Genomic DNA, 15,405 nt, shown 5'->3' on the forward strand with positions numbered 1-15,405 from the left:
CCGGGTGCTGCGGAGAACGACCGTGCGGCCGGGCGTACCCTCCCCTTGCCGTCGCGGCACGCGGCGCACGGACATCACTCGGGACCACCGCACCGTCGCAGGACCGCCCGGTCCCGTACGACGGCCGGCCCCGCTCCGCCCGGCCGTGCCGCGGGCCACCGGCGCTCCCCCGCCGGCCTCCCGCCGGCCGCCCGTACGCCGGGCGGTCGGACCTCAGCGGTCGAAGTCCAGCTCCACCCTTTCCGTCAGCGGATGCGACTGGCAGGCCAGGACATAGCCGGCCTCCGTCTCCTCGGCCTCCAGCGCGAAGTTGCGGTCCATGCGCACCTCGCCCGAGACCAGGAAGGCCCGGCACGTCCCGCACACCCCGCCCTTGCAGGCGTAGGGCGCGTCGGGGCGGTTGCGAAGAACCGTGTCCAGCAGGGACTCGCCCTCCTGCACCGGCCAGCTGCCGCCGCGCCCGTCCAGCCGGGCGGTGACGGTGCTGTGCGCGGGCGCCGCGGAGGTGGCCGCCGGGGCCGATCCCGCGTCCACGTGGAAGATCTCCTGGTGGATCCGCGTCCGGTCCACGCCCAGCTCGCGCAGCGCCTGCTCCGCTCCCTGCACCAGCCCGTACGGCCCGCACAGGAACCAGCCCGCCACCTGCTCCACCGGCAGCAGCGCGGGCAGCAGCCCGGAGAGCCGCTCCCGGTCGAGCCGGCCCGTCGGCAGACCCGCCTGCTGCTCCTCCCGGGAGAGCGCGGTCACCAGCTGAAGCCGCTCCGGGTAGCGGTCCTTCAGGTCGGCGACCTCCTCCAGGAACATCGTCGAGGCGGCCGTACGATCGCTGCGTATCAGGCAGAACCGGGCCCCCGGCTCGCGCGCCAGCAGTGTGGAGACGATCGACAGCACCGGGGTGATGCCGCTGCCGCCGGCCACCGCCGCGTACAGACCCGGCGCCGGTTCCAGGGTGAAGCGGCCGGCCGGGGTCATGACCTCCAGCTCGTCCCCGACGTTGATCTCCTTCAGCGCGTACGCCGAGAAGGCCCCGCCCTCGACCAGCCGCACCCCCACGCGCAGCGTGCCCGGCCCCTCGCCGGCCGGGTCGGGGGCGGGGGAGCAGATGGAGTAGGTGCGCCGGATCTCCGTGCCGTCGACCCGGCGGCGCAGCGCGAGATGCTGGCCGGGCGCGTGCCGGTACTCCTCCCGCAGCTCGGGCGGGACGGTGAAGGTGAGGGCGACGGAGTCGTCCGTGAGCCGGTCGACCGCGGCCACCGGGAGCGGGTGGAAGCGCGCCATCACAACTCCTTGAAGTGGTCGAAGGGTTCACGGCAGGCCAGGCAGCGGCGCAGCGCTTTGCACGCGGTGGACGAGAACCGGCTCAGCAGCTCGGTGTCGGCCGAGCCGCAGTGCGGGCAGCGGACCGGCTCGGCCGCGGGCCCGGTGGCGTGCGTACGCGTCGGGCCCAGGGTCAGCGGGACCGGCCCGGGGGCGGCGCCCACACGCGGGGGAGCGATACCGAACTCCTGGAGCTTGCGGCGGCCTTCGGCGGTGATGTCGTCGGTCGACCAGGCGGGCGTGAGCACCGTGCGGACGGTGACCTCGCGCATGCCGTGGGCCCGCAGCACCCGCTCGATGTCCAGGCTCATCGCCTCCAGGGCGGGGCAGCCGGTGTAGGTCGGGGTCAGGTCGACCTCCACCGTGTCCGTGCCGTGGACGTGCACCGCACGCAGCACGCCCAGCTCCTGCAGGGTGAGGACGGGCAGTTCGGGATCGGGCACCCCGCCGGCCAGCTCCAGCAGCTCCGCCTCCAGGGCGGTGGCGGTCACCATGCCGCCCCCGGGTGGCTGCGGTGCAGGTGCTGCATCTCGGCGAGCATCCGCCCGAAGGACTCGGTGTGCACGCCCTCCCGGCCGGCACCCGCCGACCAGGCGCCGGTGCGCGGCCCCTCGGGGAGGGTGAGGGTCGCCCGGCCGAGTGCATCGGCGATGTACTCCAGCCAACGGGCCTCCAGGGACGGCCAGTCCACGTCCAGACCCTCCACCGGCTGGAACATCTCCCCGGTGAACCGCCACAGTGCGTCGCAGGCCCGCTGCATCCGCTCGTGGCTGGTCTCCGTGCCGTCGCCGAGCCGCAGCGTCCACTGCTCGGCGTGGTCGCGGTGGTAGGCGACCTCCTTGACCGCCTTGGCGGCGAGCGGCGCGAAGGGACCGTCGCCCGCGGCGAGTTCGGTGTGCAGCAGCTGCTGGTAGGCGGAGAAGTACAGCTGGCGGGCGATGGTGTGCGCGAAGTCGCCGTTCGGCTGCTCGACCAGCTGGAGGTTGCGGAAGGCGCGCTCCTCGCGCAGGAAGGCCAGCTCGTCCTCGTCACCGGCCAGCGACAGCAGCACCCGGGCCTGGCCGAGCAGGTCCAGGGCGATGTTGGCGAGGGCGACCTCCTCCTCCAGGACGGGGGCGTGCCCGGCCCACTCCCCCAGGCGGTGGGAGAGCACCAGGGCGTCGTCGCCGAGGGCGAGTGCGGCGGTCACCGGGACGGTGGCGGGGCCGGTGGCGGTCACAGGTGCTTCACCCCGTCCGGGATCTCGTAGAAGGTCGGGTGCCGGTAGGGCTTGTCGGCGGCCGGCTCGAAGAACGGGTCCTTCTCGTCCGGCGAGGAGGCGGTGATCGCGGTTGCCGGGACTACCCAGATCGAGACGCCCTCTCCGCGCCGGGTGTACAGGTCGCGGGCGTTGCGCAGGGCCAGCTCCGCGTCGGGTGCGTGCAGGCTGCCGGCGTGGGTGTGGGAGAGGCCGCGCCGGGAGCGCACGAAGACCTCCCACAGGGGCCAGTCGGTGGTGCTCATGCTCGAGTCGCTCCCGTCTCACCGGTGCTGCCGGTGTGCTTGGCCGCGTAGGCCGCGGCCGCTTCCCGTACCCACGCGCCCTCGTCGTGCGCGCGCCTGCGCTGGGTGATGCGCTGTTCGTTGCACGGACCGTTGCCCTTGAGGACCTGCCAGAACTCCGACCAGTCGATCGGACCGAAGTCGTGATGTCCCCGCTCCTCGTTCCACCGCAGGTCCGGGTCGGGCAGGGTGAGGCCGAGGGACTCGGCCTGCGGGACGCAGATGTCCACGAAACGCTGCCGCAGCTCGTCGTTGGAGTGGCGCTTGATCTTCCACTCCATGGACTGCGCGGAGTGCTGGGACTCGTCGTCGGGCGGGCCGAACATCATCAGGGACGGCCACCACCAGCGGTCCACCGCGTCCTGCGCCATGGCGTGCTGTTCGGGAGTGCCCTTGCTGAGGGCCAGCAGCAGCTCGTAGCCCTGGCGCTGGTGGAAGGACTCCTCCTTGCAGATCCGCACCATCGCGCGGGCGTAGGGCCCGTAGGAGCAGCGGCACAGGGGGACCTGGTTCGTGATCGCGGCGCCGTCCACGAGCCAGCCGATCGCACCGACGTCGGCCCAGGTCAGGGTCGGGTAGTTGAAGATCGAGGAGTACTTCTGGCGGCCGCTGTGCAGCTTGTCGAGCAGCTCGTCGCGGCCGGTGCCGAGGGTCTCGGCCGCGCTGTACAGATACAGGCCGTGGCCGGCCTCGTCCTGGACCTTCGCCATCAGGATCGCCTTGCGCCGCAGCGAGGGCGCGCGGGTGATCCAGTTCGCCTCCGGCTGCATGCCGATGATCTCGGAGTGCGCGTGCTGGGCGATCTGCCGGACCAGGGTGGCGCGGTAGGCGTCCGGCATCCAGTCGCGCGGTTCGATGCGCTCGTCGGCGGCCACGGCCGCGTCGAAGGCGCGCTGGTAGGCCGTCGTGTCGACGGTGTCCGGGGCGCCGTCCGTCTCCGAACGGGCCGTGCGCTGCGCGGCTGCTGTCGCCATGCGGTCCCCCTGACCTCGGGCTCTGCTGTTGAACACTGTCCCGACCGATCGTTCGGTCCATGCGCATCCATGGTGTGCCGGGCCGCAGTGGGGTGTCAACCGCTGTGGAAAACTCCTCGCGCCGCCTGTGGAGGATCCACGGCTACGGGCCGGGAGGGAGGCCGGGGACGGCGGCCGGGCCGCATGACGTGGCGAGGACCACCGCCGTCGGTCCGCACCCGGGGCTGCGCCCGGGGCCTGTGGCTGAGTACCGTTCCGTGCGAGCGCCGAGACGTGGCGCTCGTGAAGCGTGCGGCGCCTGTGACGTAGGCCGCGCGACGGAGCCGACCCGCCCGGCCGAACCGCCGGCCGGAGCGGCGCGCCGGACGACCGAGCTGAACGCATGAACCGAAACGGGGGACGGGACGGAATGGACGCGTACGACGAGGACTCGCGGGGCCCCCTGGGTCCGGACGGGTCGGCCGGGACGCGTCTCCCGGAAGAACCCCCGGGGCCTTCGGCCACGGGCGCCTCAGGCCTGCCGGGAACTGAGGACGACCGGACTCCGGACGCCACCGGAGCCCCCGGCACCGGAGCCCCCGGCACCGGAGCCCCCGGCACCGGAGCCCCCGGCACCGGAGCCCCCGGCACCGGAACCCCCACCGCGGCGCCCGCCCCGCGGCCGGCACCGTCTCCCCCGGGCACCCCGGCGAACCCACCCCGCACCGGTGTCGCCGCGCTCTCCCTGCGCTACCAGGTCGGTGCGGCGCTGGCGCTCGCGGTGGTCGCCGTCGGCGCCCTCGTGCACGTGCTGATGGTGTTCCTCAGCCTCGCCCCCGCCAACACCGTGACCAAGCAGCACGGCAAAGCGGTCGAGGAATGGGTGTACCCGGAGTTCGAGCAGAACTGGAAGCTGTTCGCCCCGAACCCGCTGCAGCAGAACATCGCCGTCCAGGTGCGCGCCGAGGTGCGGATGCACGACGGCGGCCTGCGCACCACCGGCTGGACCGACCTGTCCGCCCAGGACGGCGCCGCCATCGACGGCAACCCGGTGCCCAGCCACACCCAGCAGAACGAGCTGCGCCGGGCCTGGGACTTCTTCGCGGCCACGCACAGCACCGACAACCGTCCCGTGGGCATGCGCGGGTCCCTGTCCGAGCAGTACCTGCGCCGGATCGTGGTCATGCGCCTGTACCGGGACGACCCGACGAGCCGGGAAGGCCGGATACAACGCGTGCAGGTCCGTTCCAGCACCACCAACGTGCAGCCGCCGGCGTGGAGCCGTGAGCGGGTGTCCGACAAGCCCGTCTACCGGCTGCTGCCCTGGTGGTCGCCGACGGCCGACGAAGCGGCGGGGGGCGTGCGGTGAACCAGCTCTCCCTAGCGCTGTCGCGCGGTGTCGCCCGGGTCACCGAGGCGGCCCTCGGGCCGTACCAGACGGCCGTGGTCCGGATCGGCTTCGCCATGACCTGGCTGCTGTTCCTGCTGCGCGAGTTCCCCCACCGCCAGGAGCTGTACGGCCCCTCCGGCCCGTGGGGCTGGAACCTCGCCCGGCAGCTGACCCGGGACAACCACGCCTTCACGGCGCTGCTGTGGTCCGACGGCCAGCTCTGGTTCGAGTGCTTCTACGCCCTGGCGATCCTCGCGAGCGCAGCCCTGCTGCTGGGCTGGCGCACCCGGACCGCGTCCGTGCTGTTCATGGTGGGCGTGCTGTCGCTGCAGAACCGCAGTGTCTTCATCGGCGACGGCGGCGACAACGTGCTGCACCTGATGTCCATCTACCTGGTGTTCACACGGTGCGGCCAGGTGTGGTCCCTCGACGCCCGGCGTGCGGCCCAGCGCCAGGCGGCACGCGCGCGTGGGGAGCACGTGCCCGCCGACCGGGTCGGGCCGGCGCTGTGGGCGGTGCTGGGGGCGGCTCTCGGCACGGTGACGCTGACCGGCCGCTTCGACAACGGATGGCTGATCCCCACGCTGCTGTGGACGGTCTGGGCGGTGCTCGGCCTGTGGTGGGCCGTCAGCCGCCGGGCGGCCTGGCAGGAGCCGCGGATGATGCTGGACGTCGTCGCCAACGTCCTGCACAACGGCGCCTTGGCAGTGATCATGGCCGAGGCCTGCCTGATCTACGCCACGGCCGGCTGGTACAAGATCCAGGGATCCCGCTGGCAGGACGGCACGGCCGTCTACTACCCGCTCCACCTGGACTACTTCTCGCCCTGGCCGGCCCTCGCCGACCTGATGTCCTCCAGCGGCACCATCATGATGATCGCGGCCTACGTGACGGTCATGGCGCAGGTCGCCTTCCCGTTCACCCTGTGCAACCGGCGGGTCAAGAACGCCCTGCTGGTGCTGATGATGACCGAGCACGTGGTGATCGCGGTCGTCCTCGGCCTGCCGTTCTTCTCGCTGGCGATGATCGCCGCAGACGCGGTCTTCCTGCCGACGTCCTTCCTGCGCAGGCTGGGAGCCCTGGCGGAACGCGCCCGCGGACGGTTCGTGCGGCACGGCGGCCGTACGGTGCCCCCGCCGCGCACCCCGGAGGACAGCACTTCCGGCCGCGTAGGGTTCACCGCATGACCGACCCCCTGATCCGCTGGCGCGCGCACGCGGCCGACGCCGTGCTGCTCGACGGCTTCCACGCGCTGAAGCACGCGCTGCGTTTCGGGGCCGAGGTGCCGGTCGCGGTCGCCACCGACCGGGAGGCCGCGCTCGCCCTCGCCGAGGAGCTGGCAGGGGACGTTCGCGACGCCCTCGACGCCCTCCTGACGGAGGTGCCCCAGCCGGTGTATGCCTCCCTCGTCCCGCGCCCCCATCCGACGGGCGTGGCCGCGCTCGCCGTACGGCCGTCCCGCGCGGCCAACCTGCGGACGCTGGCCCGCACGCCGCGTACCGCCCCCGTCGTGGTCCTCGACAACCCGCGCAACCTCGGCAACGCGGGCGCCGTGATCCGGCTGGCCGCCGGCTTCGGGGCGACCGGGGTCGTCACCACCGGCACACTCGACCCCTGGCACCCGACCGTCGTACGCGGTGGCGCGGGGCTGCACTTCGCCACCGCCGTGGAACGGCTCGACGTCGCCGAGCTGCCCGCGGGGCCGCTGTTCGCGCTCGACCCGGAGGGCGACGACATCCGGGGCGTCGCGCTGCCGGACGACGCCGTGCTGGCCTTCGGCTCGGAGCGCACCGGCCTGTCGGCCGAGGTGCGCGCCCGTGCCGGCCATCTGCTGCGGCTGCCGATGCGCCCCCAGGTCTCCAGCTACAACCTGGCCACGAGCGTGGCCATGACGCTCTACCACTGGAGTGCCGATCCGGGGGCGCACGGCGCCCCGTGAGGGGCGCGGTGCCGTCCGCTGCCGCGGCCGCACGGCGCCCCGCAGGGGAGCGTCACGCCTCCCGGCGCACCTCCACCATCCGGAAGCGGCTGGCCACGAACGCGCCGTCGGTGAGGGCCGCGTTGGCCGCCGGGTTGCCGCCCGAGCCGTGGAAGTCGGAGAACGCGGCCGTCTGGTTGACGTAGACCCCGCCGGTCAGGTTGAGCGAGAGCTGGGCCGCCTCCTCCAGGCAGACCTCCTCGACGGCCCGCTCGGTCTCGGCGTCCGTGGTGTACGCGCCGACCGTCATCGCGCCCTTCTCCCGGACCGTGCGGCGCAGCAGCTCCACCGCGTCCGTCACGGAGTCGACCGCGACGGCGAAGGACACCGGGCCGAAGCACTCGCTCATGTAGGCGGCCTCGTCGTCCGGCTTGGCGCCGTCCAGCTTGACGATGACCGGAGTACGGACCACCGCGCCCGGGAACTCCGGGTTGGTGATCTCGCGGGAGGCGAGGGCGACTTCCCCGAGGCCGGCCGCGGCCTCCAGGCGGGCCTTGACGTCCGGGTTGACGATCGCGCCCAGCAGGGCGTTCGCGCGCGCGTCGTCACCGAGCAGGCCGTCGACCGCGCGGGCGAGGTCGGCGGTGACCTCGTCGAAGGTCTTGGGGCCCTGGTCGGTGCCGATGCCGTCCCGGGGGATGAGCAGGTTCTGCGGGGTGGTGCACATCTGGCCGCTGTACAGCGACAGCGAGAACGCCAGGTTGGACAGCATGCCCTTGTAGTCGTCCGTGGAGTGGACGATCACCGTGTTGACGCCGGCCTTCTCCGTGTAGACCTGTGCCTGACGGGCGTGGGCCTCCAGCCAGTCGCCGAAGGACGTCGACCCGGTGTAGTCGATGATCCTGATCTCGGGGCGGGTGGCGAGGGTCTTGGCGATGCCCTCGCCGGCGCCCTCGGCGGCCAGCGCCACCAGGTTCGGGTCGAAGCCGGCCGCGGCCAGCACGTCCCGGGCGGCCTGGACGGTCAGCGCGAGCGGCAGCACCGCGCGCGGGTGGGGCTTGACCAGGACCGCGTTGCCGGTGGCGAGAGAGGCGAACAGGCCCGGGTAGCCGTTCCAGGTGGGGAAGGTGTTGCAGCCGATCATCAGGGCGATGCCCCGCGGCACCGCGGTGAACCGCTTGGTGAGGGCCAGCGGGTCGCGCTTGCCCTGCGGCTTGGTCCACTCCGCCGTCCCCGGCGTGCGGACCTGCTCCGCGTACGCGTACGCCACCGCCTCCAGGCCGCGGTCCTGGGCGTGCGGGCCGCCTGCCTGGAACGCCATCATGAACGCCTGTCCGCTGGTGTGCATGACGGCGTGCGCGAACTCGTGCGTCCGGTCGCTGATCCGCTTGAGGATCTCGATGCAGACCGCCGCCCGGACCTCGGGTCCCGCGTCCCGCCAGGCCCGCTGCCCCGCCTGCATCGCGGGAAGCAGCACGTCGACGTCCGCGTGCGGGTACGTCACGCCCAGCTCGATGCCGTACGGAGAGACCTCGCCGCCCACCCAGCCGTCCGTGCCCGGCTGGCCGAGGTCGATGCGGGTGCCGAGCAGGGCGTCGAAGGCGGCCTTGCCCGCGGCCGCGTCCAGGCTGCCGTTCTCGCCGTACGCCTTGGGGTGTTCGGGGTGCGGGGACCAGTACGCGCGCGTGCGGATCGCTTCCAGAGCCTGGTCGAGCGTGGGCCGGTGCCTCTCGATCAGCTCGTGCGTGGTCAGTTCGGCGGCCATGCGGGACCAACTCCTCGTCTGGAGAACTCGTCGTCGAGTTCGGGACCTGGCAGAAAGAGCAGCGGGATGAGACGGTCAGAGCTAGAGTAACCGAACGATCGGTCGGGACAAGGGGGTCCGCCGCATCTGTGGAAAACGTCGTGCGGGAGGATCGCGCACATGACAGCACTCGACCTCAGCAGCCCCGTGGCCGTCGTCGGCACCGGCACCATGGGCCAGGGAATCGCCCAGGTCGCGCTGGCCGCCGGCCACCGGGTGCGGCTGTACGACGCCGTACCCGGGCAGGTCCGGGAGGCGGCCGAAGCGATCGGCGCCCGTCTCGACCGGCTCGTGGCGAAGGACCGGCTCACCGCTGATGCCCGGGACGCGGCCCGGGCTCGCCTGGAGCCCGTGGACACCATGGCGGAGCTGGCCGACTCCGGGCTGATCGTGGAGGCCGTACTGGAGCGGCTGGACGTCAAACAGCGGCTCTTCGCCGAGCTGGAGGAGTTCGTCGCCGAGGACTGCCTGCTCGCCACGAACACCTCCTCGCTGTCGGTGACGGCCATCGGCGGCGCCCTGCGCCACCCCGGCCGCTTTCTGGGCCTGCACTTCTTCAACCCGGCGCCGCTGCTGCCGCTGGTCGAGGTGGTCTCCGGCTTCGCCACCGACGTCACGTCCGCCACGCGCGCGTACGAGACCGCCCGCGCCTGGGGCAAGACCCCGGTGGCCTGCGCGGACACCCCGGGCTTCATCGTCAACCGCATCGCCCGCCCCTTCTACGCCGAGGCGTTCGCCGTCCTGGAGGCCCAGGCCGCCGACCCGGCGACCATCGACGCGGTGCTGCGCGAGAGCGGCGGCTTCCGGATGGGCGCCTTCGAGCTGACCGACCTGATCGGCCAGGACGTCAACGAGTCCGTCACCCACTCGGTGTGGCAGTCCTTCTTCCAGGACGTGCGCTTCACCCCGTCCCTGGCCCAGCGCCGGCTGGTGGAGTCCGGCCGGCTCGGCCGCAAGACCGGGCACGGCTGGTACGACTACGCGGAAGACGCCGAGCGGCCCGAGCCGCACACGGCCGACAAGCAGCAGCCGCCCGCCCACGTCGTCGCCGAGGGCGACCTCGGCCCGGCGGCCGAACTGCTCGCGCTGATCCGCGAGGCGGGCATCCAGGTCCGTGCGGAGGACGAGGACAACGGCACCCGCCTGGTGCTGCCCGGCGGCGGCCGGCTGGTCCTCGCCAACGGCCAGATCTCCGCGGAGTTCCGGGACGTCGTCCACTTCGACCTCGCCCTGGACTACCGTGCGGCCGGCCGCATCGCCCTGTCCGCCTCCCAGGACACCTCGCCGCAGACCCTCGCCGAGGCCACCGGCCTGTTCCAGGCGCTCGGCAAGGAGGTCAGCGTCATCGGTGACGTCCCCGGCATGATCGTGGCCCGCACGGTCGCCCGGATCATCGACCTCGCCCACGACGCCGTCGCCAAGGGCGTGGCCACCGAGGAGGACATCGACACCGCGATGCGCCTGGGCGTCAACTACCCGGTGGGCCCCTTCGAATGGGACCGCAGGATCGGCCGGGAGTTCGCCTTCGACGTCCTGGACGAGATGCACGAGCGCGACCCCTCCGGACGCTACGCGCCCTCCCTTGCGCTCTACCGGCACGCGTACGCCATCGACAAGCGGGAGGGCACCTCATGACCACGGCCAAGCGCGACACGTACACCCCCGAGACGCTGCTCTCGGTCGCCGTGCGGGTCTTCAACGAGCGTGGCTACGACGGCACCTCCATGGAGCACCTGTCCAAGGCGGCCGGCATCTCCAAGTCGTCGATCTACCACCACGTCAGCGGCAAGGAGGAACTGCTCCGCCGGGCCGTCAGCCGCGCTCTGGACGGTCTGTTCGCCATCCTGGACGAGGAGCACGCGCGCGCGGGCGCATCCGCGGACCGGCTGGAGCACGTCGTGCGCCGCATGGTCGAGGTGCTCATAGCCGAGCTGCCCTACGTGACGCTGCTGCTGCGCGTGCGGGGCAACACGGAGACCGAGCGCTGGGCGCTGGAGCGGCGGCGCGACTTCGACCACCGGGTCGCCGAGCTGCTGAAGGCGGCGGCGGCCGACGGGGACGTACGCGGCGACGTGGAGGTCCGCCTGGCCACCCGGCTGGTCTTCGGCATGATCAACTCGATCGTGGAGTGGTACCGGCCGGACGCGCGGGGCGCGAGCGACCGGGAGGTGGCCGACGCCGTCGTCCGGCTGGTCTTCGCGGGGCTGCGCGAGGACTGACCTCAGCCGTCCGGCTCCAGGTCCTCCTCCTCGAACACCAGCAGCGTGCGGGTGCTGAGCACCTCGGGGATCGCCTGGAGCCGTGTGAGCACCAGCTCGCGCAGCGCCCTGTTGTCGGGCGTGTGCACCAGCAGCAGTACATCGAAGTCGCCGCCGACCAGGGCGATGTGGGAGGCGCCGGGCAGCTGCCTGAGCTGCTCGCGGACCGTGCGCCAGGTGTTCTGGACGATCTTCAGCGTGATGTAGGCCGACGTGCTGTGGCCCGCCCGCTCGTGGTCCACGCGCGCGCTGAAGCCACGGATCACCCCGTCCTCGACGAGCCGGTTGATGCGCGCGTAGGCGTTGGCCCGCGAGACGTGGACGCGTTCGGCGACGGACCGTATCGAGGCGCGTCCGTCGGCCTGGAGGATTTTGAGGATGTCCTGATCGACCGCGTCCAGCGGGCGCGGCGGCAGTGCGGCGCGTTCCTGTGATCCGTCGGCCATTTGTTCAGGTGCCATGTCCCCCCGCTTCATCGCCGTGGACGTCCTGCGTTCATTGCAGGCTGTGGAGAACCGTTTGTCCACAGCCTGAAGGGGCCTGTAGCCAAAATGTGCCGACGACCGAACAATCGGTAGGTGAGGCGGGTCACAGCCGACACGCCTCCCGTAGCCGCTCCCACGAGGAGGTGCCGTCATGACGGTTCTGGAGCAGCGGGGCGCGTACCGGCCATCGCCGCCGCCCGCCTGGCAGCCCAGGATGGACCCCGCGCCGCTGCTGCCCGACGCCGAGCCGTACCGCGTTCTGGGCACCGAGGCGGCCGGCAAGGCCGACCCGGAGCTGCTGCGCCGGCTCTATGCCCAGCTGGTGCGCGGGCGCCGCTACAACGCGCAGGCCACCGCGCTCACCAAGCAGGGCCGGCTCGCCGTCTACCCGTCCAGCACCGGCCAGGAGGCCTGCGAGGTCGCCGCCGCCCTGGCGCTGGAGGAGCGCGACTGGCTCTTCCCCAGCTACCGCGACACGCTCGCCGTCGTCGCCCGGGGCGTGGACCCCGCCGAGGCGCTGACCCTGCTGCGCGGTGACTGGCACAGCGGCTACGACCCCTACGCCCACCGTGTGGCCCCCCTCAGCACCCCGCTGGCCACCCAGCTGCCGCACGCCGTGGGCCTCGCGCACGCGGCCCGCCTCAAGGGCGACGACGTGGTGGCGCTCGCCATGGTCGGCGACGGCGGCACCAGCGAGGGCGACTTCCACGAGGCGCTGAACTTCGCCGCCGTCTGGCAGGCACCGGTCGTCTTCCTGGTGCAGAACAACGGCTTCGCCATCTCCGTCCCGCTCGCCAAGCAGACCGCCGCGCCCTCCCTGGCCCACAAGGCCGTCGGGTACGGCATGCCGGGCCGGCTGGTCGACGGCAACGACGCGGCGGCCGTGCACGAGGTCCTCGGCGACGCCGTACGGCACGCCCGCGCGGGCGGCGGCCCGACCCTGATCGAGGCGGTGACGTACCGCATCGACGCCCACACCAACGCCGACGACGCCACCCGCTACCGCGGCGACGCCGAGGTCGAGGCGTGGCGCGCCCACGACCCGATCACGCTGCTGGAACGCGAACTCACCACACGCGGACTGCTCGACGAGGCCGGCATCGAAGCCGCCCGGCAGGACGCCGAGACGATGGCCGCCTCCCTGCGGGAACGCATGAACCGGGACCCCGAACTCGACCCCATGGACCTCTTCGACCACGTCTACGCCGAGACCACCGCGCAACTGCGCGAACAGCGCGCCCTGTTGCGGGCCGAGCTGGAGGCCGAGCAGGAGCAGCAGCACGGCGAGCGCGGCGCGCAGGAAGGCGGCGCCCGATGACCACCGTCGCCGTCAAGCCCGCCACCATGGCGCAGGCCCTCACCCGGGCGATGCGGGACGCGATGGCCGCCGACCCGACCGTGCACGTCATGGGCGAGGACGTCGGCACCCTCGGCGGTGTCTTCCGCGTCACCGACGGGCTCGCCAAGGAGTTCGGCGAGGACCGCTGCACCGACACCCCGCTCGCCGAGGCCGGCATCCTCGGCGCCGCCGTCGGCATGGCCATGTACGGTCTGCGGCCGGTCGTGGAGATGCAGTTCGACGCCTTCGCCTATCCGGCGTTCGAGCAGCTGATCAGTCACGTCTCCCGGATGCGCAACCGCACCCGCGGCCGGATGCCCCTGCCGATCACCGTCCGCGTCCCCTACGGCGGCGGCATCGGCGGCGTCGAGCACCACAGCGACTCCTCCGAGGCGTACTACATGGCGACCCCGGGTCTCCACGTCGTCACCCCGGCCACCGTCGCCGACGCCTACGGGCTGCTGCGCCGGTCCATCGCCTCCGACGACCCGGTCGTCTTCCTGGAGCCCAAGCGGCTGTACTGGTCGAAGGACACCTGGAACCCCGAGCAGCCGACGGATGTCGAGCCCATCGGCCGGGCCGTGGTCCGGCGGCCCGGCAGCAGTGCCACGCTCATCACCTACGGCCCCTCGCTGCCGGTCTGCCTGGAGGCGGCCGAGGCCGCCCGGGCCGAGGGCTGGGACCTGGAGGTCGTCGACCTGCGCTCCCTGGTGCCGTTCGACGACGAGACGGTCTGCGCGGCCGTCCGCCGCACCGGCCGCGCGGTCGTCGTCCACGAGTCCACCGGCTTCGGCGGCCCGGGCGGCGAGATCGCCGCCCGCATCACCGAACGCTGCTTCCACCACCTGGAGGCCCCGGTGCTGCGCGTGGCCGGCTTCGACATCCCGTACCCGCCGCCCATGCTGGAGCGGCACCACCTGCCCGGCGTCGACCGCATCCTGGACGCCGTGGCCCGGCTGCAGTGGGAGGCCGAGGGCTGATGGCTCAGGTGCTGGAGTTCAAGCTGCCCGACCTCGGCGAAGGGCTCACCGAGGCGGAGATCGTCCGCTGGCTGGTCCAGGTCGGTGACGTGGTCACCGTCGACCAGCCGGTGGTCGAGGTCGAGACGGCCAAGGCGATGGTCGAGGTGCCCTGCCCCTACGGCGGTGTGGTCACCGCCCGCTTCGGCGACGAGGGCACCGAGCTGCCCGTCGGAGCCCCGCTGCTGACGGTCGCCGTGGGCGAACAGTCCGCGGAGCCGGAGGGCTCCGGCAACGTCCTGGTGGGCTACGGCACCCAGGCCCCGGCGGCCCGGCGACGCCGGGTCCGCTCGGCACCGGCGGGCACGGCGGCCGGCAACGGCAGGGCCGACCGGAGCACGGCCTCCCACAACGGGCAGGCCGTACGGCCCGGGGCGGCCCCGACGGCCTCCCACGCGCGCGTGACGGCACCGGCGCAGGCCCCCGCACGGCCGCAGACGCCCGCGCAGGCGCCCGCCGAGGGCCCGGTTCCCGTGATCTCCCCCCTGGTGCGCAAGCTCGCCCGCGACAACGGTGTGGACCTGCGGCGACTGACAGGTTCAGGACCGGCCGGGCTCATCCTGCGCGCGGACGTCGAGGGCGTGCTGCGGGCCGGGGCCGCGCCGGCCCGCACGGTCGAGGAGCCGGCCGTACGGACCCCGGCGGCGGCCGTCGCCGGGGGCGGGACCCGCATCCCGCTCAAGGGGGTGCGCGGTGCCGTCGCCGACAAGCTCTCCCGCAGCCGCCGGGAGATCCCGGACGCGACCTGCTGGGTCGATGCCGACGCGACCGAACTCATGCGCGCACGGACCGCGATGAACGCGGCCGCAGGCCCGAAGATCTCCCTCCTCGCGCTGCTCGCCCGCATCTGCACGGCCGCCCTCGCCCGGTTCCCCGAGCTGAACTCCTACGTCGACACCGACGCCCGCGAGGTCGTCCGGCTCGACCACGTCCACCTCGGGTTCGCCGCCCAGACAGAGCGCGGTCTGGTCGTGCCGGTCGTACGGGACGCCCACGCCCGCGACGCCGAATCGCTGACCGCCGAGTTCGCCCGGCTCACCGAGTCGGCGCGCGCAGGGACGCTGACGCCCGGCGAACTCACGGGCGGGACCTTCACGCTGAACAACTACGGAGTCTTCGGCGTCGACGGGTCCACCCCGATCATCAACCACCCCGAGGCGGCCATGCTCGGCGTCGGCCGCATCGTTCCCAGGCCCTGGGTGCACGAGGGCGAGCTGGCCGTGCGCCAGGTCGTGCAGCTCTCGCTCACCTTCGACCACCGGGTGTGCGACGGCGGCACGGCGGGCGGGTTCCTGCGGTACGTGGCGGACTGCGTGGAACAGCCGGCGGTGCTGCTGCGCACGATGTGACAGAGGAGCGTGCGCACTCCGTGAGGTACGC

The 15,405-nt window shown here is 73.0% G+C and carries 15 protein-coding genes; 8 read left to right on the forward strand and 7 right to left on the reverse strand.

Annotated features, from left to right (window positions below):
* Positions 1-213 precede the first annotated feature (213 nt).
* The 5 genes from ACZ4SF_RS22475 to paaA are packed head-to-tail and all read right to left on the reverse strand — an operon-like array spanning position 214 to position 3,833.
* On the reverse strand, positions 214-1,278 hold the full coding sequence (locus ACZ4SF_RS22475; RefSeq protein ID WP_468387190.1) for a 2Fe-2S iron-sulfur cluster-binding protein: 1,065 nt from the start codon (positions 1,276-1,278) through the stop codon (positions 214-216).
* Entirely contained in the window at positions 1,278-1,811 is a 534-nt protein-coding gene (gene paaD / locus ACZ4SF_RS22480) for a 1,2-phenylacetyl-CoA epoxidase subunit PaaD (protein WP_468387193.1), read from the reverse strand. The genes ACZ4SF_RS22475 and paaD overlap by 1 nt, the downstream gene beginning before the upstream one ends.
* On the reverse strand, positions 1,805-2,506 hold the full coding sequence (paaC, locus tag ACZ4SF_RS22485) for a 1,2-phenylacetyl-CoA epoxidase subunit PaaC (RefSeq protein WP_468387597.1): 702 nt from the start codon (positions 2,504-2,506) through the stop codon (positions 1,805-1,807). The genes paaD and paaC overlap by 7 nt, the downstream gene beginning before the upstream one ends.
* A 26-nt stretch (positions 2,507-2,532) precedes the next feature.
* The gene (gene paaB / locus ACZ4SF_RS22490; protein WP_046418297.1) at positions 2,533-2,820 is read right to left on the reverse strand and encodes a 1,2-phenylacetyl-CoA epoxidase subunit PaaB; all 288 of its coding nucleotides are present in this window, start codon (positions 2,818-2,820) and stop codon (positions 2,533-2,535) included.
* Positions 2,817-3,833 (reverse strand): 1,2-phenylacetyl-CoA epoxidase subunit PaaA, encoded by a 1,017-nt coding sequence (gene paaA, locus ACZ4SF_RS22495; protein ID WP_468387196.1) that lies wholly within the window; start codon positions 3,831-3,833, stop codon positions 2,817-2,819. The genes paaB and paaA overlap by 4 nt, the downstream gene beginning before the upstream one ends.
* Before the next feature lie 409 nt (positions 3,834-4,242).
* Between paaA and ACZ4SF_RS22500 the strand changes: the two genes are divergently transcribed.
* The 3 genes from ACZ4SF_RS22500 to ACZ4SF_RS22510 are packed head-to-tail and all read left to right on the forward strand — an operon-like array spanning position 4,243 to position 7,141.
* On the forward strand, positions 4,243-5,181 hold the full coding sequence (locus ACZ4SF_RS22500; protein ID WP_468387598.1) for a DUF5819 family protein: 939 nt from the start codon (positions 4,243-4,245) through the stop codon (positions 5,179-5,181).
* A complete protein-coding gene (locus tag ACZ4SF_RS22505; protein ID WP_468387199.1) occupies positions 5,178-6,389 on the forward strand; it encodes an HTTM domain-containing protein in 1,212 nt (403 codons plus the stop codon). The genes ACZ4SF_RS22500 and ACZ4SF_RS22505 overlap by 4 nt, the downstream gene beginning before the upstream one ends.
* On the forward strand, positions 6,386-7,141 hold the full coding sequence (locus ACZ4SF_RS22510; protein ID WP_468387202.1) for a TrmH family RNA methyltransferase: 756 nt from the start codon (positions 6,386-6,388) through the stop codon (positions 7,139-7,141). The genes ACZ4SF_RS22505 and ACZ4SF_RS22510 overlap by 4 nt, the downstream gene beginning before the upstream one ends.
* A gap of 52 nt (positions 7,142-7,193) precedes the next feature.
* On the opposite strand, the gene paaN is transcribed toward ACZ4SF_RS22510, so the two are convergent.
* A complete protein-coding gene (gene paaN, locus ACZ4SF_RS22515; protein ID WP_468387204.1) occupies positions 7,194-8,885 on the reverse strand; it encodes a phenylacetic acid degradation protein PaaN in 1,692 nt (563 codons plus the stop codon).
* A 159-nt stretch (positions 8,886-9,044) separates the two neighbouring features.
* On the opposite strand from paaN, the gene ACZ4SF_RS22520 reads away from it, so the two are divergent.
* Together ACZ4SF_RS22520 and ACZ4SF_RS22525 are read left to right on the forward strand one after the other, a co-directional pair.
* Positions 9,045-10,559, forward strand: coding sequence for a 3-hydroxyacyl-CoA dehydrogenase (locus ACZ4SF_RS22520; protein ID WP_468387207.1), 1,515 nt, complete (start codon positions 9,045-9,047; stop codon positions 10,557-10,559).
* Complete coding sequence (locus ACZ4SF_RS22525) at positions 10,556-11,143, forward strand: TetR/AcrR family transcriptional regulator (protein ID WP_468387209.1); 588 nt, start codon at positions 10,556-10,558, stop codon at positions 11,141-11,143. Before ACZ4SF_RS22520 ends, ACZ4SF_RS22525 begins: the two co-directional genes overlap by 4 nt.
* A 2-nt stretch (positions 11,144-11,145) precedes the next feature.
* Here ACZ4SF_RS22525 and ACZ4SF_RS22530 read toward each other — a convergent pair whose 3' ends face one another.
* Positions 11,146-11,643, reverse strand: coding sequence for an Lrp/AsnC family transcriptional regulator (locus ACZ4SF_RS22530; protein ID WP_468387212.1), 498 nt, complete (start codon positions 11,641-11,643; stop codon positions 11,146-11,148).
* 175 nt (positions 11,644-11,818) lie between these two features.
* On the opposite strand from ACZ4SF_RS22530, the gene pdhA reads away from it, so the two are divergent.
* From pdhA to ACZ4SF_RS22545, 3 genes are read left to right on the forward strand one after another with little or no spacing between them, the layout of a single operon-like run.
* Positions 11,819-12,985, forward strand: a complete 1,167-nt coding sequence (gene pdhA, locus ACZ4SF_RS22535; RefSeq protein ID WP_468387215.1) for a pyruvate dehydrogenase (acetyl-transferring) E1 component subunit alpha — start codon at positions 11,819-11,821, stop codon at positions 12,983-12,985.
* Complete coding sequence (locus tag ACZ4SF_RS22540) at positions 12,982-13,986, forward strand: alpha-ketoacid dehydrogenase subunit beta (protein ID WP_468387218.1); 1,005 nt, start codon at positions 12,982-12,984, stop codon at positions 13,984-13,986. The genes pdhA and ACZ4SF_RS22540 overlap by 4 nt, the downstream gene beginning before the upstream one ends.
* Positions 13,986-15,374 (forward strand): dihydrolipoamide acetyltransferase family protein, encoded by a 1,389-nt coding sequence (locus tag ACZ4SF_RS22545; RefSeq protein WP_468387221.1) that lies wholly within the window; start codon positions 13,986-13,988, stop codon positions 15,372-15,374. The genes ACZ4SF_RS22540 and ACZ4SF_RS22545 overlap by 1 nt, the downstream gene beginning before the upstream one ends.
* Positions 15,375-15,405 lie beyond the last annotated feature (31 nt).

The sequence above is a fragment of the Streptomyces sp. NPDC027663 genome (assembly GCF_055566415.1).